At 51.5% G+C, this 20504-nt stretch carries 14 protein-coding genes; 6 read left to right on the top strand and 8 right to left on the bottom strand.

The features are described from left to right. The first annotated feature begins 160 nt into the window (after positions 1-160). Entirely contained in the window at positions 161-802 is a 642-nt protein-coding gene (locus KWJ01_RS06970) for an HAD family phosphatase (RefSeq protein WP_224995707.1), read from the top strand. After that, positions 786-1964 (top strand): site-2 protease family protein, encoded by a 1179-nt coding sequence (locus KWJ01_RS06965; RefSeq protein ID WP_224995706.1) that lies wholly within the window; start codon positions 786-788, stop codon positions 1962-1964. The genes KWJ01_RS06970 and KWJ01_RS06965 overlap by 17 nt, the downstream gene beginning before the upstream one ends. Positions 1965-2193: 229 nt before the next feature. Here KWJ01_RS06965 and KWJ01_RS06960 read toward each other — a convergent pair whose 3' ends face one another. From KWJ01_RS06960 to KWJ01_RS06930, 7 genes are all read right to left on the bottom strand, one after another. Next, positions 2194-2496 carry a rhodanese-like domain-containing protein gene (locus KWJ01_RS06960; protein WP_224995705.1) on the bottom strand — a complete coding sequence of 101 codons (303 nt, stop codon included), beginning with the start codon at positions 2494-2496 and terminating at the stop codon, positions 2194-2196. 245 nt (positions 2497-2741) lie between these two features. Further along, positions 2742-4643, bottom strand: a complete 1902-nt coding sequence (locus tag KWJ01_RS06955) for a T9SS type A sorting domain-containing protein (protein WP_224995704.1) — start codon at positions 4641-4643, stop codon at positions 2742-2744. Between the two features lie 283 nt (positions 4644-4926). Further along, a complete protein-coding gene (locus KWJ01_RS06950) occupies positions 4927-5730 on the bottom strand; it encodes a PASTA domain-containing protein (protein WP_224995703.1) in 804 nt (267 codons plus the stop codon). Next, positions 5727-8423 (bottom strand): D-alanine--D-alanine ligase, encoded by a 2697-nt coding sequence (locus tag KWJ01_RS06945; protein ID WP_224995702.1) that lies wholly within the window; start codon positions 8421-8423, stop codon positions 5727-5729. The genes KWJ01_RS06950 and KWJ01_RS06945 overlap by 4 nt, the downstream gene beginning before the upstream one ends. Before the next feature lie 135 nt (positions 8424-8558). Continuing rightward, positions 8559-11594: a T9SS-dependent choice-of-anchor J family protein gene (locus KWJ01_RS06940; RefSeq protein WP_224995701.1), complete on the bottom strand. Its 3036-nt coding sequence runs from the start codon at positions 11592-11594 to the stop codon at positions 8559-8561. 187 nt (positions 11595-11781) lie between these two features. Then, complete coding sequence (locus KWJ01_RS06935) at positions 11782-12042, bottom strand: NifU family protein (protein ID WP_224995700.1); 261 nt, start codon at positions 12040-12042, stop codon at positions 11782-11784. 4 nt (positions 12043-12046) lie between these two features. Next, the gene (locus tag KWJ01_RS06930; protein WP_224995699.1) at positions 12047-13138 is read right to left on the bottom strand and encodes an Mrp/NBP35 family ATP-binding protein; all 1092 of its coding nucleotides are present in this window, start codon (positions 13136-13138) and stop codon (positions 12047-12049) included. A gap of 316 nt (positions 13139-13454) precedes the next feature. Here KWJ01_RS06930 and priA point away from each other — a divergent pair, with 316 nt between their 5' ends. Both priA and KWJ01_RS06920 read left to right on the top strand, forming a co-directional pair. Next, positions 13455-15977, top strand: a complete 2523-nt coding sequence (priA, locus tag KWJ01_RS06925; protein ID WP_224995698.1) for a primosomal protein N' — start codon at positions 13455-13457, stop codon at positions 15975-15977. Between the two features lie 221 nt (positions 15978-16198). After that, on the top strand, positions 16199-17266 hold the full coding sequence (locus KWJ01_RS06920) for an acyltransferase (protein ID WP_224995697.1): 1068 nt from the start codon (positions 16199-16201) through the stop codon (positions 17264-17266). 459 nt (positions 17267-17725) lie between these two features. Here the strand turns inward: KWJ01_RS06920 and KWJ01_RS06915 are convergent, their stop codons facing one another. After that, positions 17726-18292 (bottom strand): superoxide dismutase family protein, encoded by a 567-nt coding sequence (locus KWJ01_RS06915; RefSeq protein WP_224995696.1) that lies wholly within the window; start codon positions 18290-18292, stop codon positions 17726-17728. 213 nt (positions 18293-18505) lie between these two features. On the opposite strand from KWJ01_RS06915, the gene KWJ01_RS06910 reads away from it, so the two are divergent. Together KWJ01_RS06910 and KWJ01_RS06905 are read left to right on the top strand one after the other, a co-directional pair. After that, positions 18506-19279, top strand: coding sequence for a YgaP-like transmembrane domain (locus tag KWJ01_RS06910; RefSeq protein ID WP_224995695.1), 774 nt, complete (start codon positions 18506-18508; stop codon positions 19277-19279). Positions 19280-19322: 43 nt separating this feature from the next. Then, on the top strand, positions 19323-20498 hold the full coding sequence (locus KWJ01_RS06905; protein WP_224995694.1) for a zinc-dependent alcohol dehydrogenase: 1176 nt from the start codon (positions 19323-19325) through the stop codon (positions 20496-20498). The last annotated feature ends 6 nt before the right edge of the window (positions 20499-20504 follow it).

Here is a 20504-nt window from a genome sequence, read left to right as displayed (position 1 = left end):
GCTTTGCTTCTGAATTTACAGTGCTTCCACAGCTTTCCCAAACATTTTGCTAACCTTCGGTGTCCCTCTTGTAGCAACTCAAGAACCTGGTCCGTCCTTGAAATTGGGAGTGCAATTTTACATATTTGCAGACAATTTTACAACACTATTCGATTAAGTTTTGATTTCTTCCAGCATACAAAATATTATTTTCGACCTGGGCGGCGTGGTGATCCACCTCGACATGCCCCGGACTTTTGCCGCTTTTGCCCAATTAGGCGCAATTACCCCCGAGCAGGCCAACCAGCTGGTGCATAAAGATCCGCTGTTTCTCTCCTACGAAAGGGGTGCCGTTACCCCACAGGAATTTCTAAACGGGCTGCGCCACCTCCTGGGAAAACCCCTGTCTGATGAGGTGCTGACGGAAGCATGGAACGCCATGCTGCTCGATTTCCCACCCGAAAACATTGAGCTGCTCCGCAGCCTCAAAAAGAGTGGAAAGTACAGGCTGTTTATGCTGTCGAACACCAATATCATCCATATCGAGGAGGTACACCGCCGCCTGGAAGCAGCCTGCGGCGAAAAAGACTTCTCCCGCTTTTTCGATAAGGTGTACTACTCACAAAATATTGGCGCCCGCAAACCCGATCCCGAGGCTTACCAGGTGATCCTGGATGAATGGAACCTGAAGCCCGAGGAAACACTGTTCATCGACGATAACCAGGGGAACCTTCTGGGGGCAGAGCAGTTGGGTATAAAAACCCTGCATTTTCAGCAGAACAGTTCGTTACCAGCAATATTCAACAATGGATCAGGAAAATAAGCGAAAGCGATTATTTCTTCATATTAGCCTCTTTGTAATTACCCTTATCACCACCACCCTGGCCGGTGCCGAGTGGCGCTATATGTTTCGTGTTTTTGGTGTAGGTGAGGAGGGAGGAGAGGCTTACCTGTTCTGGAGGGGGATCAGCTGGTCTGAATTCAGGACCGGTTTTGCTTTTAGCCTGCCTTTCCTGGCTTTTTTAACCGTACATGAATTTGGCCATTATTTTACTGCGAAAGCCCATAAGGTCCGGGTGTCGCTGCCTTATTTTATTCCCTTCTGGTTTGGGAGCATCCTGCCGGCGATTGGTACCATGGGGGCGGTGATCCGTATTAAACAGTATATCCAGAGCCGGAAGGTTCACTTCGATATTGGTATTGCCGGTCCGCTGGCTGGCTTTGTGATTGCCCTGGGCGTGCTGGCCTGGGGATTTACCCACCTGCCGCCGCAGGAATATATTCTGCAGGTGCACCCGGAGTACAAGGAGCTGGGACCCAACTGGCAGGAGGAGGCCAATAAGCTAAGCCTGGAAACAGAAGGTTCTTTCTACCTGGGTAAAAGTTTAATCTACAGGATCTTTGAGGAGTATATGGCCACCGATCCGGAACGCCTGCCAAGCGCTTTTGAGATCATCCACTATCCCTGGCTCTTTGCCGGTTTCCTTGGCTTGTTCTTCACTGCCCTGAACCTGCTGCCTATCGGACAGCTGGATGGCGGCCACATCCTCTACGGACTGCTGGGCTATACCTGGCACCGACGCATTGCCACAGCCCTCTTTGTGGCGCTGGTCTTCTGGGCAGGCCTGGGTATTCCAACACCTGATCCTGATGAAGGGGCAGGAGGGCTTATACTGCGGCTGGGTGTTTACGGACTTTTCCTGTACTACCTCTTTGGCCGGCTGGATATGCCTGCCAGCCATCGCCTGACCCTGGCACTAAGCATACTGCTCGCACAGCTGATGGTGGGCTACCTGGTGCCCGGTGCCCATGGCTATTTGGGCTGGATGCTGTATGCCTTCCTGATCGGACGTTTCATTGGTGTTTACCACCCTATCACCCCCGAAGACAGGCCCCTGAGCACCGGCCGCAAAGTGCTGGGCTGGCTGGTCCTGCTGATCTTTGTGCTGTGCTTCAGCCCCGAGCCGTTTGTGTTTGTGGAGTGAAGGATGTGGGAGTGATTTGGTGATTTGACGGTCCGCCGCTGCGGTGAGGGAGTGAGTTACTTCAGGAATCTGGCATTGCTACTAAAGAAAGGACTGATTCCCAGCTCAAGGAAGCAACTGAAATACTACCTATTACAGCTAAAGCCAGAAAAAACATCAGGAAGTAGCCTGGTTACATCGGCAATGGATTACCCCATACTCACTCACTCATACTTCACTCCCTCACAAACTAATCAAGCGCTCCCCAGGCCAGTATGCCGCCTTCAAGGTTGCGTACATTGGTATAGCCCTGCTGTTTTAGAAACTTCTGGGCGGTTGCGCTGCGTTTGCCCGAGCGGCAGTGTACAATGATCTCATCGTCTTTGCCGGCCTTCAATTCATTAAGACGGTGAGGTAAAGTGCCCAGGGGGATAAGCTGGCCGTTGATGTTGCCCTCGGTCTGGTATTCTGCTTCTTCGCGTACATCCAGGATGTAAGGCTTTTCACCATTATCCATACGCTCTTTCAATTCTTCTGCGGTAATGTCTGCCATTGGTATTATCAAGTTAAAAAGTCAGTTTAGATGCAAAGTATCAAGTAATCTGCTTAAAAGACAAAAGTTTAAAAAAGAAAAGCCGCTCCCAGCCCATAATATACCACCCCAACAGCTCCACATCTCAAAAGAACCACCCCTTACCGCAGCGGCGAATTGTTAAAATACTGCAGCATCGGATACAGGCAAATCACTCCCTCACCGCAGCAGCGGACCGTCAAATTACCAAATCACTCCCTCCCTAACTACCTCACCACCACAACACGCTTCGACTGTACACCGTTTTTATACACCAGCTGCAGCAGGTAGAGCCCGGGCTCCAGCTGGCCCAGGCGTAGTTCTGTGCCTGGCGTAGCGGCTTGCTGCAGGATCAGGCGGCCCTGGTAATCGTACAGGCGCAGGCGCTGGGCCTGCGATTCGATCCGGAGCCTGTCCTGAGTAGGGTTGGGGTAAATACTCACTGGTGGAAATATTTTTTCCTTTACCCCCAGGGTAAGCGGATCTACCTTTCCAAAGTGGGGGCGCAGCATCAGGCTGCCCTGTAGTGAAGTGGTTGCACCCCATTCGATGCCATCAATACTCTGGTACAGCTGTGAGGTGCTTTCGGTATTGAGATCAAAGCCAACGGCTACCGGATTGGTAGTTACCTGCTCAAAGCCTATGAAGAACTGACCTGCCCTTAATACCTGCGGGTTTGCAAGGGGGTAGGTTACAAACCCATTTACGCCCGCATCGCGTTGTACGCTTACATTCTGGGTGTAGCGTAAGGTGTCGGCCTCTCCATTGATACCAGCCAGGTAGGTCCAGATTTTCAGATCCAGGTTGCTGCCGTTGGCAGAGGTGTTGAAAGAAGGAGCATAGAAGGAAACGCTGCTGAGGGTATCTCCTTCTTCGAGTGTAAATCCATAGGCCAGGCGTTGCCCGCGGCCGTTGAGGCTCACGCTGATTTCAGCAGAGCCGTCGTCGTAAGCAAAGTAATCTTTAACAGGGTTGCTGATCTCCAGGTAATCGTTGCGGTGAAAGAATTCCAGCGGCTCTTCGGAGCGAAGCAGCAGGCGGGTCACCAGGGTGAAGGAATCTCTTTCAGCCAGGGGGGCCAGGTCTGCAGGCGTTAGTCCGCTGGCATCTTCGGTAAAATAGGTCTGCCCTCTCAGCAGGGAGCCCTGGTTAGAGATGAGCAGCCTGTCGCTTTCCAGGACCTTTACAGTTTCGTTATCAGCGGTATGTACACTAAGGTCGTAGGTGAGTACTTCGTCGACACCAGGTTGCCAGAGGCTGTGGACCACAAACAGGTTTTCGGCCTTCAAATAAGCGGCAGGGTTAGCGAACAGCTGTTCTTTGGGTATGGCAGTATAGGGGCTGAAAAGGGAGGTAAAGGCCGAGCTGATGGCACGGTCTTCGTAGTAGCCTGCACCATTGCGACCGCTGTTGAGGTACACCCAGTCGATGTGCCACTGGTCGAACTGTCCATTCTGGCGGCTAAACGACTGGAACTTAAAGGTAAAGCCCGGGTGAAAAAAGTTTACCCCGCGCTGAGTACCTATTTGCTGCAGGTTAATGAGTTCCTGCTGAAACACTGTCGGATCTGTATCGGGATTGCCGCCCTGGCTCCACACCTGATGCCAGACAGTATCGCTGTCGAGAAAGTAGAGGCGCAGGGAATCGAGCTGATCGGGCCGCTCGCCCAGGCCCTGCAGCTGCCAGTAAAAACTAAATAGAACGCTGCTTTTTTCAGCATCCGTAAGGGCATCCAGTCTGATAGGGGCTGACTGAAGGCTGTCGGTACGGCCCACGGTATTGGTGGTGGCATAAGGAGTACCATTGGCATCAACACCATCAAAAGTAACTACTCCCCAGCTGGGCGGGTTAATGGCCTCGCCATAGCTGATGGTGCTGGTGGTGTTGAAGGGCCACAGTACCGAATCAGGACGTTGCCCTCTGTAGCTAAAGTCATCCCAGAAGGGCAGGAGGAGGCTATCGCCGGGAGCAGCAAGTGTACTGATCGGGCCAGGCTGTGTAGTCCGGCTATAAGCATGGTTCTCTACCTTCGTAGTGCCCCTGGTAGCGGCAGGATGTGGTAAGACCTGCAACTGTGCATAGCTGCTGCCAGCAAGGAGTAAGAGGAGGAAGGTAAGATATGTTTTCATCTGTTTTTTGAGCCCTGCAAAATTAACGATTCCACAATAACTGTGGACGGGAATTTGAGCATTAGTTATATCCCTGGCTGCTACACAAGATTGGAAAACCTCCATAGCAGCATCCCATTGTTCAATAACGTTTAGATACAGCCGGAAATTGAGCAAACATTGATGGAAAAGCAAAAGATGAATGTAATATTCTCCTTTAAACAAAAATCCCCCGCCCATCCGGAGAAAGGCGAGGGATCATAAATCTACAATCAAGATTTCAATACACTCGAATCATTTTACATTATAACCCACTGTCTTCGCTGCCGGGGGTGGGGAGACCGGGATCTACCTGTCCCGGGCCGAATTTAACGATCCAGAGGTCTACCGTTTCGCCAATTTGTACTTTGGCACCAGCGGGTGGTATTTGCCTTAGCACCGTATTGGGGGCTTTATCCGGGGCTGCTTCGTAGGTAATTTCACCTACCTGCAGGCCGGAACCAATAATGTTGAACTGTGCTGTTTCCAGGTCCATGCCCATCAGGTTATCAATGGTAAAGGAGCTGTTGCCCTTGCCATCGCCAACTACCAGGTCTATTTTGGAGCCTTTGGCTATATAGGAGCCTTCTTCAATTGGGCGCCCCCTGTGCAGCTGCTTCAGCACAGCATTGGCAGCCAGGTTGGGCTCATAGGTAATCTCTCCCAGCTCCAGGCCAAAGCTTTGCAGCACCAGCTGGGCATTTTTTACCGATCCATCCACCAGGTTAGGCATGCGTACCTTGGGCGGATTTTTGGCATTAAGGGAGATAAACACCTTGCGGTTTTCCTTTACCTGGGCGCCGGGCAGGGGGTACTGCTTCATCACCGTCAGGGGCGGAAACTCGGTGCTGAAGGTAGAGTCATTTACCTCGTAGCGCAGCCGGTGCTGATTCATAAAATCATTCAGCTCGGCATAGGAGCGGCCCTGGATGTTGGGCACAGTGATGCTATCGCCGTGCTGGGTCTGGTTGGGCAGGTAAATGTTGAAAAAGAGGAATAGCAGAATAAACCCTACCACCAGAATGATGGCCAGGTGAATCAATACATGTTTAAAAGAAGTCACTTTCATACTGTAGCCTTGTAGCGCTGTCGCTCGATCCCGTAGGTTAATATTGCGTCAATAAATTCATATGGCTTATAGCCGTTCAGGGCACTCTGGTGGAAGATACAGGTGGCCGGTGTCATGCCGGGCAGGGAGTTGATCTCGATGATCACAGTTTCCACCCGTCCGTCTTCGAACACCCGCACAAAAGCATCGATGCGCGCATAACCTTCTATGTTGGCAATACGGGCTACCTTTTCCAGCTGTTTGCGCACCTCGGCAGAAATACGCTTGTTTTCTTCCGGTGTACGTGCATAGCGGGCCGGGGTGATGTTCTGGCCTTCACCTGCCAAAAACTTCTCCTCCAGCGAAAGTACCTCGCCACCCGCCAAAGATTCAGAAGGTTCGAAGACCTCATACTCGGTTTCTCCCTTTTCGTTGCGGATGGTGAGCATGCCCCCGGTTACCTCCAGGAAGTGCTTTGCACCGGCTTTGCCAATGAATTCTTCCACCAAAAATACCTCTTTCTGCGGAAATTCCTCGTTGGCTTTAAGCTTAAGGGTTTTCATGGGCAGGGCCAGCAGCTCTGGTACATCCCGGAAAATCATTTCGCCAAAGGCTTCCAGCTCTTCACGGGTCTTGATCTTTTTCACCGCAGAGCTGCAGCCATCGTCAGAGGGCTTGGCAATCAGTGGAAGGCCTAACTCCTGAATCACTGCATCCAGCACCGCTGCACGCTGGGTATTCCACTCCTGGCGGCTTACCAGGCGGTGTTTGGCTACCAGGATGCCATGCTCGCGCAGGCGCTTGTTGGTGTCGAATTTGTTGATGGTGAGCTGTGAGCTTTCGATGCCGCTGCCGTTGTAGGGCAGGCCAACACGCTCCAGCTGCGCCTGCAGGGCTCCATCTTCGCCTGGGCGGCCGTGCAGGGCAATGAATACCGCATCTACTGTTTTTGCCAGCTCCTCGTAGTTCAGGGGCTGAAAGCGCATCAGGTTCTGGTCTACGTATTGCGATACCAGCGGCCTGGCCTCCTCAATGATCTGTTTCAGGAGCGGGTGGTGCTCGCCACGCAGGTAGGCCTCAATCTTTTCTTTGATATCGTCGGCATTGTCTTTGAGCATGATGTTCACCGGCAGCTGGTACAGCTTGTGCTCTTCGTTGCTGCCTGTCAGGAACACGGGCACAGGCTGGTATTTCACTGATGACGCTAACTTTTCAAAAATATTGCGTCCGCTTTCTACCGATATGTGCCGTTCGGAAGAATAGCCACCCATGATCACCGCCACGCGTACCTTCTCTGATTTTTGCTGCTGCAGCTGCCGGAGCTCGGCATCAAAGGCATTGAGCATATCGCGCAGCTCTTTGTTGCGCTTGCCGGTTTTAATGCGTTCTACCAGCGAGGTGCGGATAATGTACGTTAGGAACTGCGAGGGGTTCAGGCCGATTTCTGCAGCCTGGTGGAAGAAGAACGACGACGGCAACATGCCTGAGGTAGTGTTGGGGTCGTTTAGGAAAATGGTGCCTTCTTCGGTAATAAAGCCGTCGATACGGGCATATACATTAGCGTGCAGCACCTCAAACAGGTGGCAGCACTCCTGGCGTATCTGTTGAATCTGCTCCAGCGGCAGGTCTATCGGGGTAATCTTGCGGCTTACGCCCGGCAGGTACTTGGCCCGGTAATCGAATACATCGGTGCCTTTGATGATTTGCGTGGGAGGCAGGGCCATGGGCTGTCCCTTTTCGTTCTGCACCACAATGCAGCTAAACTCCTTGCCCTTGATGAATGACTCCAGCAGCACGGTTTCTTCGCTGTTAAGCGGTGTAAGCACAGTGCAGGAGGCTTGTTTTGCCTGCTCATCGAGGTACTGCAGCAGCTCGCTGGGGTGGTGAATGAGTTCCTGCGCCTCGCCGGCATACACCGGCATGCCTATGCCCTCGCGGATATCGGTGAGTACGGCCAGGAACATGATTTTTTCGTCGAGCGATTTTTGCTGCCAGGCCTGCAGGTCTACCTCCTGTAAAAAGAGACTTTTATTTACGGCAGCGGTAAAGCCCTCAAGGCTGTTGTCGCGCAAAATAGATACGCCAATGCTCGAGCCCTGGTTAGGAGCTTTGAATACGATTGGCAGCCCAACGGCTTCTTTGGCGGCCCGGAAGAAAGAGGATTTGTCGGCTGTCTGCAGCCACTCCTGCCGGTTAATCTCCCAGCGCTTGGGGCAGGGGAAACCGGCATCTTCCATCAGTTTTTTCTGAATGATTTTGTTGATGCCTATGGCAGAGGGCAGAATGCCGCAGCCGGAGTAGGGAATGTCGTACCACTCCAGCAGACCCTGCAGGTTGCCATCTTCGCCATAAGGGCCATGGAGGGCCAGGAAGGCAAAATCGAACAGCTCGCGAAACTGGTGCGGCTCTACTTTGCGGCCTACCTCGGAGATCAGCTCCTGCAGTGCCTCCGGAGAAAGCTTGCCCAGCGACTCAATGTATACCTGGAAAGGCAGCTCTGAGTGCGGCAGGTGCTTGGCCGGCGGGTAAAAATCGCGGATGGTACCTTTGTACACATACTGCCAGTCGAGCAGAATAAAATGCCCGAGGCTGTCTACAAAGATGGGTACGGGTTCAAAGAGCGCTTTATTAAGATTATCGTATACGGTACGGCCGCCGGCGAAGGAAATTTCACGTTCGCGCGACTGGCCTCCAAAGAAAATACCAATTTTCATGCTTTGCTATATCGTTGCCTGTCTGTCTAACATTTGCTTGTGGGAGGGGAGTTCTCTGGCGCACCAATCAATTTTCAGCTGCAGCAAGCGGGCATTCACTGCCTGACACTGCAAAAGGTACAATTCAATATGCGCTTAGCGGGTCAGTACCAGCTTGCGGCTGGTATTGAGGCTGGCACTCCGGATACGAAGATAATAAATGCCAGCGGGTAAGTCGGGTACCTGTAAGGTATAAATTTGATTTAACGTATTTGGAAAGTTCTTTCTGCTGATAAATGATCCGTTGGTGTTGAATAATTCCACTACCACTGCTTCGCCCTGGGGGTTTTCCATGTTGAAGAACAGGTTAAACTCTCCGCGGGCGGGGTTGGGGTAAAGCGATACACTGTTGCGCTCGGGCAGGGGGGCAGGTGTAGGCTGATCAGATAAAAAGAATTCAATTTCATCAACAAAAACGGCCGCTCCGTTTTGGCCTGTTGCAACAAATGCAACTCGCACATCCGATTGTCCCACCAGCTCCTGCAGGCTAATGAAGTCTTTGCGCCAGCTGGAAGCCTCCCCGGGTACTTCAGGGGCCTGCTGCATTTCAGGATTCAGTTCGCTGTAATCTTTTTCCCACAGGCTGATGGGCCAGGTAAGGCCGTTATCCATGGAAGCAAGGATCTGCAGCGATACGTTTCCATTGCCTCCTGCATAATACCAGAACTGCATACCCGCAGCACTGGTGTTGCTGATGTCCAGCCGGGGGCTTGCCAGCCATTTTTCGCGTAAGCGCGGGTTGCCGGCATAATCGGCAATGGCGGCATAATTCAGGCTTTCTTCCGGTGCATAAGGCCCTGTAACATCTATATTTTCCCAGCCGGTGAAATCGGGCTGCGGACTCACGGAGGTCCAGCTAAAGTCTGTGAAGGTGGCGGTACTAAAGCTTTCCCTTACCGGCAGCAGGCTGGAGGAGGGATTAATGGCAAACTGCCTCTTGAGTAGGTTGTCGCTCATTGCCCCGTCGGTCTGCTCATTGGGAGAATGAACCAGCAGCTCCAGCAGGTGAGTACCCTGCTCCAGGAGGGGCAAAACACCCAGCTGAACTGTGGTTTTTTGTTGTGGCTCCAGTACTATGTCTTTTATCAGTACCTCTCTTAGGGGCGTACCATCGAGGGTTAGCTGCAGCACATAGGAGGTAATGGTTTCTATGCCCTGGTTTTTGATTTCAGCCCTGATGGGGCTTGAGCTGTTGCCAAATACAGGAGTGGGTTGTATAACGCCGGTAAGGGCAATATTCAGGGGTGCAGCTATAACATTGGTTATGCTGAGGTTGTCCAGATAAATGTTATTCCCATAGTCATTGGTGCCGGCAAACAGCACCTGCACGTTTTCAATGCCAGCATAGGCAGAAAGATCCAGGTCTATGGTCCGCCAGTCGGCTTCACTGGCGGGAGCAAAGGGGGTGTTTGTGGCAGTTGCGGTTGCCAGCTCTTCGCCGGAGGCCTCAAAGATAAGCTCGGCCGTTTGCAGGTTGGTGCGGCAATCGGTGGTAACATACACCCTTAAGCCATCGTTGCTGCTGTTCTGGTAACGGGCATGCGAAACATCAAAGCTCAGGTAGGCCCTTTCCTCCTGGCTTAGGTCCAGGATTGGGGAGGCTAATATATCCTGCTGGCCAATGGCCTCATATTCGTAGAAGTTCAGGTGCGCAGCTGTATTGCCTGAGGTACTACCATCGGGTGCATCGGCCAGCTGCCAGGTAAAGCCAAAGTCAGGGTTAACAACGGTAAAAGGGCTAAGGCCACTCTCAAACTGCTGCAACAGGGGAAGGCTTGTTTTTAAGGGCACCACTATTTCGGCCAGGGCCGTATTGTTGGTGGTTTTATTATCCTGTCCGGCGTTTGTTTGTGTAATGGTGGCTGATATTTGCTGTTGCCCGGCTGCGGGAATCTGCAGTTCATCAAGCTCCATGTCTATGCTTTCCAGGTAAGCTAGGTCTGTTTTAAGGGTGTAAGTTTTTACCACCTCCTGCCCTATTTTCAGTTCTATCTTTACCTCTGTAACCTGGGTGTTGCCGTAGTTGCGTACCTGCAGCGAAGGTTTGTAGCTGCCGTTGCAATACTGAATAGGGGTAAGCTGCAGCTCCCTGATGCCGGCATCATTGGCAACAGTGGTAGGCTCCAGCTTTCCGGGAGAGCTGTTAAGATCTTTGCGGCGCGGGCTGTTTTGCAGTACCACATGCAGGCGCTCTTTCTGGCCATGGGTAAAGAGCGACATACAGCCGTCGTCGGTATAATCCATGTAATTCTGGAACATGGCAAGACCGCCGGTGCAGGTACTTAAAACAGATTCGGAGGGGCAGCCCTGATGGTCTTTATCTACCAGCGGGGTGTCTGTTACAAAATCATCCTTGCTGCAGTTGCCATCTCCCCAAATGTGGCGCAGGCCAAAATAATGGCCTATTTCGTGGGTGGCCGTGCGGCCTTTGCTGGAGCTGATTGCCCTGTAGCCGGTGCCCAGGTAGCGGTAATCGATAACCACTCCGTCGGTTTCGTCGGCAACATCACTGAAGTTAAGCCCTGATAAACGATCGGACTGCGGAAACTGTGCCCAGCCGATTACAGGACTGGAGAGCTCTGCCGAATACAGGTTCAGGTATTTATGAGAGGGCCAGTGGCTTAGGCTTTTGAGGTTTATGTCACGGGCCTGTGTCCAGTTGGTTTCAGTTGAGGCAACCCTGATGATCCCAGTGGTAGGCAGGCCTTCAGGATCCTGCTTTGCCAGCACAAATTCTATTTCTGTATCTGCTGCAAGGGCTTTAAATTCGTCCGGCAGCTGATTGATGGCGGTGGTGTTCTTTGCCCTGAAATCATCGTTGAGGATTTTGAGCTGCGAGAGCACCTGTTCGTCGGGAATGTTAGTGCCTGTGCCCACCGCTTCGCCCCGGTGTATTATGTGCACTACCACCGGAATCACAAACCTGGCTTCGGCATCGAGGCCTGCAGGCTGTATTCGCTGATCACTTAGCTTCTTTTTATGCTGAATCCACTTTTCAAATTCAGCCTCATCGTCAAACAGGACAGGCTCCTGCTCCAGTAGCTGCTTTTGGTAAGGCACGGTGGCACACTTCTCCTGTGCCTGCAGCAGGAGTGGAAACAATAAGAGTCCGATACCTAGCAAAACTTTCATTCTGGAATGAGGCAGAAGCTGATGTACCTCCGCAGTATTAACCAAATACTGTTTTTTTGGTTACAGGTCTTTTTTTTGTTATACAACGGCATGCCAGCGGGAATACATACCTGTAGCATGCTGATTTTTAAATATAAAAAAAAATCCCCCGGAATTTTCTCCGGGGGCAAAATTTTCCGTGAACGCTTTAGTTGGCGCTGGCTGAGGTAAGGTTAACAGCTTCCACGCCTTTCACCTGTGGTACTTCACGGCGTATGGCTTCTTCAATACCGGCTCTGAAGGTCATGGCCGACATGGGGCATGATCCGCATGCGCCCAGCAGTTCCAGGCGAACCACATGTTCGGGTGTGATTTCGAGCACTTTTACATTGCCGCCGTCGGCCTCCAGGTAGGGCCTGATCCCCCCTAAAGCGAGCTCTACTGCATCGTATAATTGATCTAGCTCCATAATGCTATTGTAGTTGTACTACCTTGGTTTGTTCTGTGTTTGCGTTGCGTATGGCCACCTGGCGTGCAAGTGTTTCGGCTATTACCTGGAATGCTTCTGCGGAGGCATCGTGCTTGAGCACAGATGGATAACCGCTGTCGCCACTTTCGCGGATGCTCTGCACCAGGGGTACCTGTCCCAGCAGGGGTACACCATACTTATCGGCCAGCTGCTGCCCGCCTTCCTTACCAAAAATATAGTATTTATGGTCGGGCAGTTCGGCAGGAGTAAAATACGCCATATTCTCCACGATACCCAATACCGGCACATTTATTTGTGGCTGCCTGAACATGGCCACCGCTTTGCGGGCATCGGCAACGGCAACTTTCTGTGGGGTGGTTACCACCACAGCACCGGTTACAGGCACAGTTTGTACCAGGCTAAGGTGTATGTCGGAGGTGCCTGGGGGTAAATCGATAAGCAGGTAATCCAGCTCACCCCAGCGTGCATCGGCCAGGAACTGGCGCAACGCCTGGCTGGCCATAGGCCCGCGCCACACCACGGCATGATCTGCCGGGGTTAGTAAGCCAATGGAGATCAGCTTTACCCCATACTGTTCAATGGGTATGATATAGGTTTTGCCTTGTTCCTGCTCCATGCCGGGCTGCTCATGCTCGCAATTGAACATGATGTGCTGCGAGGGGCCGAAGATGTCTGCATCTACCAGGCCTACCTTGGCACCGCTTTTTGCCAGCGCCACGGCCAGGTTAGCTGTTACGGTAGATTTGCCAACGCCACCTTTACCGGAGGCAACGGCAATAATGTTTTTCACCTGCGGCAGCAGGGGAGCATTGGAACGGGTACTGGTAACCCGTGAGCTCATGTGTATATCCAGGTCGAGGTCAGTGCCAAATGCACCTTCCAGTGCCTTTACGCACTCCATGCGTATAAATTCTTTCAGCGGACAAGCCGGTGTGGTCAGAACCACTACAAAGCTGATGGTTTTCTGGTGTACCTGCAGCTTTTCAATCATACCCAGGGTAACCAGGTCCTGCTTAAGGTCGGGGTCCTGAACGGTACTTAAGGCGGCTAATACTTGTTCTTTGGTAATGCTCATGCTTGCTTTAGTCTTGTTGCGGCTTACTCAGGGTAACTGCAACACTACTGCAACAAACTTTACTGCAAAATAGTGCTGGCCGCGGGGCAAAGATAGGCGTTAATGTGCGAATTGAATAATGTACAAATGAAAGGTCTTACACTATTTGCCCAAATTTACTGTTCTGGTACTTTTCTGATTTGCAGCCCCTGTAGCATTCATTCAGACATCGCGCTGCTAGAGAACTGCAGCCCCAATTAGTATATTAGGGCATCAACACATTTAAGAATTAGCACATTAACCTCTATCTTTACCCATTGTAGAAAGAGCCATCAACGTGCAGCAACTGGAATTTAATATCTCTGAAGGTGGGGGTGAGCGGCAAACGCTTTTTTGCGATGTACTGCTGCCGGTGCCCGTACCAAAACTCTTTACTTACCGAGTGCCCTTTGACCTGAACGATACCCTGCAGCCGGGTTGCCGGGTGGTGGTGCAGTTTGGCAAAAAGAAAATATTAACGGGCATAGTGGCCGAATTGCACGACCGCATTCCTGAAGCTTATGATGCCCGCCTGCTGCTGGAGCAGCTCGATGAGCAGCCGGTGGTGCAGCCGCTGCAGCTGAAGCTTTTTCAGTGGATGGCCGATTACTATATGTGCACCCCCGGCGAGGTGCTGAATGTAGCACTGCCCAGCGGCCTGAAGCTCAGCAGCCAGTCGCAGGTGCAGCTGCACCCCGATTTTAGCTACCTTACCTCTGAACATACTTTTAACGAAAAGGAAAAGCTGCTGCTGGATACCCTGCAGCAAAAGCAAAGTCTTTCTTATGCCGATGTAGAGGCCCTGCTGGGGCAGAAATCGCTCTACCAGCTGTTTAAAAACCTGCTTTCGAAAGAAGCCATTCTGCTCTTTGAGCAGGTGCAGGAAAAATATAAGCCAAAAACAGTACGTAAAGTGCGGCTGCAGGAGGGGCTGGTGCAGGACCATGCCAGCCTGGAGGCCTTGTTCAAGGCGCTGGAGAGCCACCCAAAGCAGTCGGATGTGCTCTTAAAGTACCTGCGCGAGGTGCCGGTGCTGCAAAATCCCGGGCGAAATGCGGCAGGACTCATGAAATCTGAGCTGGTAGATGCTCAGATCTCGCCCTCATCGGTACGTACCCTGGTTAAAAACGGGGTGCTGGAGGAGTTTGAGGAAACCGTGCCCCGCTTCTGGATACCGGAGGGAGACAGCAGCATCGATATACGCCTGACGGAAGATCAGCAAAAGGCACGCCAGCAGATCCTGGAGCATTTTGAAACAAAGGACACCGTACTGCTGCACGGCATTACCGGTTCGGGAAAAACAGAGCTCTACATTTCGCTGATCCGTGAGGCACTTGATAATGGCGTGCAGGTGCTCTACCTGCTGCCCGAGATTGCCCTGACCACCCAGATAGTAGGCCGCCTGAAGAAAATTTTTGGCGGACAGATGGGGGTGTACCACAGCCGCTTTTCTGATAATGAAAGGGTAGAGGTATGGCAGGGGGTACTGAACGGCAGCTTTCCGCTGGTGGTAGGTGTGCGGTCTTCTATCTTTTTGCCCTTCCACAACCTGGGCCTGATCATTGTAGATGAGGAGCACGAAACCTCCTATAAGCAGTACGATCCTGCACCACGTTACCATGCCCGCGACACAGCCCTGGTGCTGGCAAAGATGCACGGCGGCAAAACACTGCTGGGATCTGCCACACCTTCTGTAGAAAGCTACTACCAGGCAGAAAATGATAAGTACGGGCTGGTGGAGCTCACCAAACGCTTTGCCGATGCGCAGCTGCCGGCCATAGAGCTGGCCGATACACGCGTGGCGCAAAAGCACAAAACCATGAAGGCCATGTTTACCCAGCAACTGGTTGAGGCCCTGAAGGCTGTGGTGGAGCGCAGAGAGCAGGCCATCGTTTTCCAGAACAGGCGGGGTTATGCGCCTTACATTAACTGCGAAGAGTGCAGCTGGATACCCAAATGTGTAAACTGCGCCGTGAGCCTTACCTACCATATGCAGGCAAACGAGCTTCGCTGCCACTACTGCGGGCTAAAGGAATATGTACCTACCGCCTGCCCGGCCTGTGGTTCGCACAAGATCAAAACGGTAGGCTACGGTACCGAAAAGCTGGAGGAAAGCCTGCGACTGCTGGTGCCCGAGGCTACCGTAGAGCGCATGGACCTGGATACCACCCGCCGCAAAAACAGCTTCCAGACCCTCTTCGACAGCTTTGGCGAAGGTAAGATAGATATACTGGTGGGTACCCAGATGGTGAGCAAGGGGCTTGATTTTGAGGGGGTAACGCTGGTGGGTATTTTTGATGCCGACCGCATGCTGCATTATCCTGATTTCCGCTCCCATGAACGTACCTACCAGCTGGTAACCCAGGTAGCAGGCAGGGCTGGGCGCAGCAGCAAGCCGGGTAAAGTGATCATCCAGACCTCCAACCTGGAGCAGCCCATCCTGGAGCGCATCATCCAATCCGACTATGGAGGGGTGTACCGCAACGAGATCAGGGAGCGGCGGGAGTATTTTTACCCGCCCTTCAGCCGCCTGATCAGGCTGGTGGTGCGCCACAGCGAAAAAGAGATTGCCGAAGCTGCTGCCAAAGACCTTACTGAACGCCTGCAGCACCAGCTGACAAAGCAGCGGGTGCTGGGGCCGGAAGAGCCGCTGGTGGGCCGCATACGGGGCTTATACCTCATGCACATTACCATTAAGCTGGAGCGGCAGGGCATCGATGTGCAGGGGGTAAAGCAGTTTATCCTGGAGCAAAGCCAGCAGCTGATGAGTGAAAAGGAATATAAAAAAGTAGAGGTTGTACCGGATGTTGATCCCTATTAGCCAGTTTTCATTTGTGCGTTACTGTTACGCCAATTCTAACAGCGGGGTGTTGATGTTGTCTGCTTCTGCCCTAAATTTTAAACGGATGTGCCAGCACAGGCGTGACCTGTGCTTTAACGCTTGATATTAAGATACCTGGCAGGGCGCATTTACCGCTGGAGGGAATTTTTGCGTTAGTCTATAGGAGCCCCTACATCATTAGAAAAATTTTTTCTGGCAGCATGAAAGAAAACAAGCGGCTGTATGCCCTGGATTACCTGCGCGGACTTGCGGCCCTGGGTATTATGATCTATCACTACCTTAGCTGGGAGTATGGTACTTTCGAGGCTGATACCTTCCTGGGCAGAATAGGTATTTATGGCGTTGCTGTTTTCTATGTTCTTAGCGGACTCACGCTTTACCATGTGTACTTCCATAAAATGAAGCTCAACTTTGGCAGCTTCAGCGATTTCTACATAAAGCGTATTTTCAGGATTTTTCCGCTGCTCTGGCTGGTGATGCTCATTACCATTTACCTAGCAGAGCATAAACCCGATGGCTACCGGATCTTTCTCAATTTTACAGGCCTCTTTGGTGTACTGGGCTGGGAAAAGTACATAGGTGTAGGCGTGTGGTCAATAGGCAATGAGCTGGTGTTCTACCTGTTTTTTGCAGTTTTTATTGTGCTAAGCAAAAAGCAGAAGGGCTTGTTTTATATCCTAAGTGCTGCTATCCTGCTGCTCCACTTCTATTTTGCCTTCTACATGCTTCAGGAAGAGGCAACGCTAAGCAGGCAATGGGCCACATATGTAAACCCGCTGAACCAGGTATTTCTTTTTCTTGCCGGCTACCTGATCGGCTGGTGGTGGGAGGGGCGGGAAGTATCGCTTTACCTTTCCTTTACACTCCTGGTGCTGGCGGTTACAGCTTTTATTTTTTATCCTGTTGAGGGTGACCAGATCATGCTGGTGACCAATGCCAACAGACTGGTATTTACAGGTATCTGCCTGCTGTTGTGCTTCGCCATTTATAAGACTAATTTCACGCTGCCGCAATTCCTGCACAGGAAGCTGCGGATGCTGGGCGAAGCCAGCTATTCTGTTTACCTGCTGCATCCTATTGTGCTGCATTATGTAAAGCTTGGTTATGCAGCATTGGGAGCACAGTATATGGCTTTCTCTTTGCCCGCCCAGCTGTATACCTCAGCCTTGCTCACCCTGTTAATCAGTTACCAGGTGTACATCAGGTTCGAGAAACTGTTTATGCGCGCAGGTAAATCTGCCGCCGATATTTACCGCCCGGCTGTTTAAGGTATTGATAGATGCTATCTGATCGTAAGGTGGGCTAAGGATGAAAGCTGCTGATATTCTACCTCTTATCATCTTCTACAGCTAAATACAAGCCCTCATTCCCCTGAAGAGGGAGATCTGTTTGCTTTTAAGGTGAAATCACCATTCTTGTTTTTAGCTGACAGATCCCCGCATGCGCGGGGATGACGATCAAGGAGCAACTGACGCTGATGCTAATCTTTAACCCACGTTAATAGTAACAGTGCATCCAGCTCCGGATGATGTAAGCTGTTAGCAGCAAGATAGCGGTAGCATTTAACCCTGAATTTGATGTTAGCTGCAGGTATTCAGATAGTGTGGAATCCGGAAGGGATGAAATGATCACTGCAATCAAAACCAACAAAGCGTCGGAATCCCGAAGGGTTGATATATTTATTTTCCAGGCTTACTCAATTGCTACAATCATCCACTGCCGAGTACCTAATGACTGCTGCCAATGGCGCCACAGGCAATTTTCGGGTTGTTGTGGGGGTGGTTCTGATGGTTGGGATCGCACTCCAGATCAAAATCTTCGGGCTGTTCGTGCAGCATAATCATTTTACCTGTGATGTCGAGGGGAGATCCGTCACCAATAGCCCATAAATTGGTGCGAAGGGTGAGGGTACCGGTGCCATCTTCTTCAATTTCTATATTGCCTACATCGCCCAGGTAGGGCCTGCCCCAGTTGCCATCCAGGTTTGGTACCTGGCAATAGGAGTCGCTGCTGCCACCATTCCAGTGCATGCCGGGGTTTTCGCAGCTGCCTTCGTGCAGGTGAATGGCATGGGAGCCTCCTGCAGCTAAGCCTGCAACCTCCAGCTCCAGGGTAACTACACCATCCTGCTGTGTAAAATAAGCATCGCCCAGCTTTGCGGGAGTTGTGCTGCTGCCACTAAGGCTGTAAATAGGAGCATGGGCTTCTATTGCTTTTGGCGCTGGTTGCTCTTCCTTTTTACAGCCAACCAGCAGGAGAATTCCCGCAAATAGAACAGAAAAAGCAGTTTTCATAGTTGAAAAGAGTAAAAATTGATGACTTTAGCCTGCAGGCTTCTAAGTTAGAGGGCTTTGATCTGCTGAACAAAGAAATGAACGGCAATTCTGTGCGCACTCTACTTATAAACTAACGGTTCATGTTTATTAACAGATAGTGTTGTAACTGCCGGTATCCCATAACAAGCCGGGACGATCTCTGTTGAAATTATTGAACTAAACAGTAAATACATGACTGAAATAAAGGCAAACAAACTATCAGATTTTACAAAAGACGATCTGCACCTGGAGCCTGAAATTACAGGCAGTAGCCATATTAACGTAGGTACCACCGAGCGTATTGTTTCTGTGGCAGCCGGTGCCGCACTGCTCTACCTGGGCTTCAAAAAATTCAGCATCACCAATGTTTTATTAGGTATAACTGGCGCCTCTTTTGTGCATAGGGGCCTTACAGGGCATTGCGGTGTTAATGATATGATTGGCCGTAACACCGCCAGCAGGGAGGGCGTACCAGTGGTTGTTAAAAAATCGGTAACCATTGGCAAGCCCAGAGAAGAAGTATACAGCTACTGGCGTAAGCTCGAGAACCTCCCCAACTTTATGAAGCATATAACGCATGTAGAACCGCTGGATGCCGGGGGCAAGCGCTACCACTGGCAAATGGAAGTGCCCAAGCTGGGCAACAAGTTCGACTGGGAGGCGGAGATTGTAGAGGAAACAGCCAATGAGCGTATTCTTTACCGTACCTACAATGGCTCTGATGTGAGCCAGTCGGGTGAAATTACCTTTAGGGATGCGCCTGGGGGAAGAGGCACCGAGCTGCATGCGACCATCAAGTACTATGCGCCAGAGGGTTATGTTGGCGGCGGTGTGGCAAAAATGCTGAACCCGGCCATTGAAAGTGTGGTGCACGAAGATATGCGCCGCTTCAAGCACCTGATGGAAACCGGTGAAATACCCACCATTGAAGGGCAACCTTCCGGCAGGGAAAACAAAAACTATTGATTTTTTCAGAGTTCTATTTTTATAACATTTTAATTTTTTTCTGATGAAGGCACTGTGTTACGTTGGTACTAATAAATTGAACACTGAGCGGGTAAAAGACCCGGAAATACTAAATCCCGGAGATGCCATCATAAAGGTAAGTTTATCGTCGGTTTGCGGCTCTGATCTGCACCTGCTGGATGGCTACGTACCTTCCATGAGGGAAGGCGATATCATCGGCCATGAGTTTATGGGCGAAGTGGTAGAGGTTGGACCAGGTGTGAAAAAGCTGAAAAAAGGCGACCGGGTAGTGGTTTGCTCCATATTAGGCTGTGGTGACTGCTGGTTTTGCCAGCACGATGAATACTCCCTCTGCGATAATTCAAACCCACATGAGGAGATACTGGAGAAGGCCTATGGCCATGCCACAGCCGGTATCTTTGGCTATTCCCATGCCTTTGGCGGCTATGCCGGCAGCCATGCCGAATACATCAGGGTACCCTATGCCGATAAAGGCTGCTTTAAGGTGCCCGAAGGGCTGACGGATGATCAGGCCCTGTTTTGTTCCGATGCATTTCCCACCGGTTATATGGCCGCCGATATGGCCAATATCAAGCCTGGCGATGTAGTGGCGGTTTGGGGTTGTGGCGGTGTAGGCCTGATGGCCATCCAGAGTGCCTATTTATTAGGTGCAGAGCGTGTAATAGCCATAGACCGACTGCCGGAGCGCCTGAACATGGCTAAAAATATGGCCAAAGCCGAGGTGCTGAATTATGCTGAGGTTGATGTTCAGGTGGCCCTGAAAGAAATGACCGGGGGCCGCGGACCCGACAGTTGCATCGATGCTGTAGGCATGGAAGCACACAGCTACGGCGCCGACTATTATTACGACAGAGCCAAACAGGCCGTACGATTACAGACCGATCGTCCAACCGTATTGCGGGAAACCATTATGGCCTGCCGCAAAGGGGGTAATGTTTCTATTGTAGGGGTATATGGCGGGCTTATTGATAAGTTCCCGATGGGGGCGGCCATGAACAAAGCCCTGACCATGCGAATGGGACAGATGCACGGGCAGCGCTATATTCCCAAGCTGCTGGAGCATGTGCAGAAGGGAGATGTGGATCCTACTTATATGCTTACCCATAAATGGTCGCTCGAAGACGGGCACGAAGGTTACCAGATGTTCAAGAAGAAAAAGGATAATTGTGTACGGGTGGTATTTGCACCCTCGATCTAGCAGGAG

Origin of the sequence: Cesiribacter sp. SM1 (assembly GCF_020178975.1) — a bacterium.
GTDB lineage: Bacteria > Bacteroidota > Bacteroidia > Cytophagales > Cyclobacteriaceae > Cesiribacter.
Note: the sequence above shows the minus strand (reverse complement) of the source record. Positions and strands in the feature narration are given on the sequence as shown.

Bases quoted from the DNA above. Each gene is read 5' to 3' on its own strand.
- KWJ01_RS06965 (WP_224995706.1), top strand. From the start codon at position 786: ATGGATCAGGAAAATAAGCGAAAGCGATTATTTCTTCATATTAGCCTC.
- KWJ01_RS06960 (WP_224995705.1), bottom strand. From the start codon at position 2,496: ATGGCAGACATTACCGCAGAAGAATTGAAAGAGCGTATGGATAATGGT.
- KWJ01_RS06955 (WP_224995704.1), bottom strand. From the start codon at position 4,643: ATGAAAACATATCTTACCTTCCTCCTCTTACTCCTTGCTGGCAGCAGC.
- KWJ01_RS06950 (WP_224995703.1), bottom strand. From the start codon at position 5,730: ATGAAAGTGACTTCTTTTAAACATGTATTGATTCACCTGGCCATCATT.
- KWJ01_RS06945 (WP_224995702.1), bottom strand. From the start codon at position 8,423: ATGAAAATTGGTATTTTCTTTGGAGGCCAGTCGCGCGAACGTGAAATT.
- KWJ01_RS06940 (WP_224995701.1), bottom strand. From the start codon at position 11,594: ATGAAAGTTTTGCTAGGTATCGGACTCTTATTGTTTCCACTCCTGCTG.
- KWJ01_RS06935 (WP_224995700.1), bottom strand. From the start codon at position 12,042: ATGGAGCTAGATCAATTATACGATGCAGTAGAGCTCGCTTTAGGGGGG.
- KWJ01_RS06930 (WP_224995699.1), bottom strand. From the start codon at position 13,138: ATGAGCATTACCAAAGAACAAGTATTAGCCGCCTTAAGTACCGTTCAG.
- KWJ01_RS06920 (WP_224995697.1), top strand. From the start codon at position 16,199: ATGAAAGAAAACAAGCGGCTGTATGCCCTGGATTACCTGCGCGGACTT.
- KWJ01_RS06915 (WP_224995696.1), bottom strand. From the start codon at position 18,292: ATGAAAACTGCTTTTTCTGTTCTATTTGCGGGAATTCTCCTGCTGGTT.
- KWJ01_RS06910 (WP_224995695.1), top strand. From the start codon at position 18,506: ATGACTGAAATAAAGGCAAACAAACTATCAGATTTTACAAAAGACGAT.
- KWJ01_RS06905 (WP_224995694.1), top strand. From the start codon at position 19,323: ATGAAGGCACTGTGTTACGTTGGTACTAATAAATTGAACACTGAGCGG.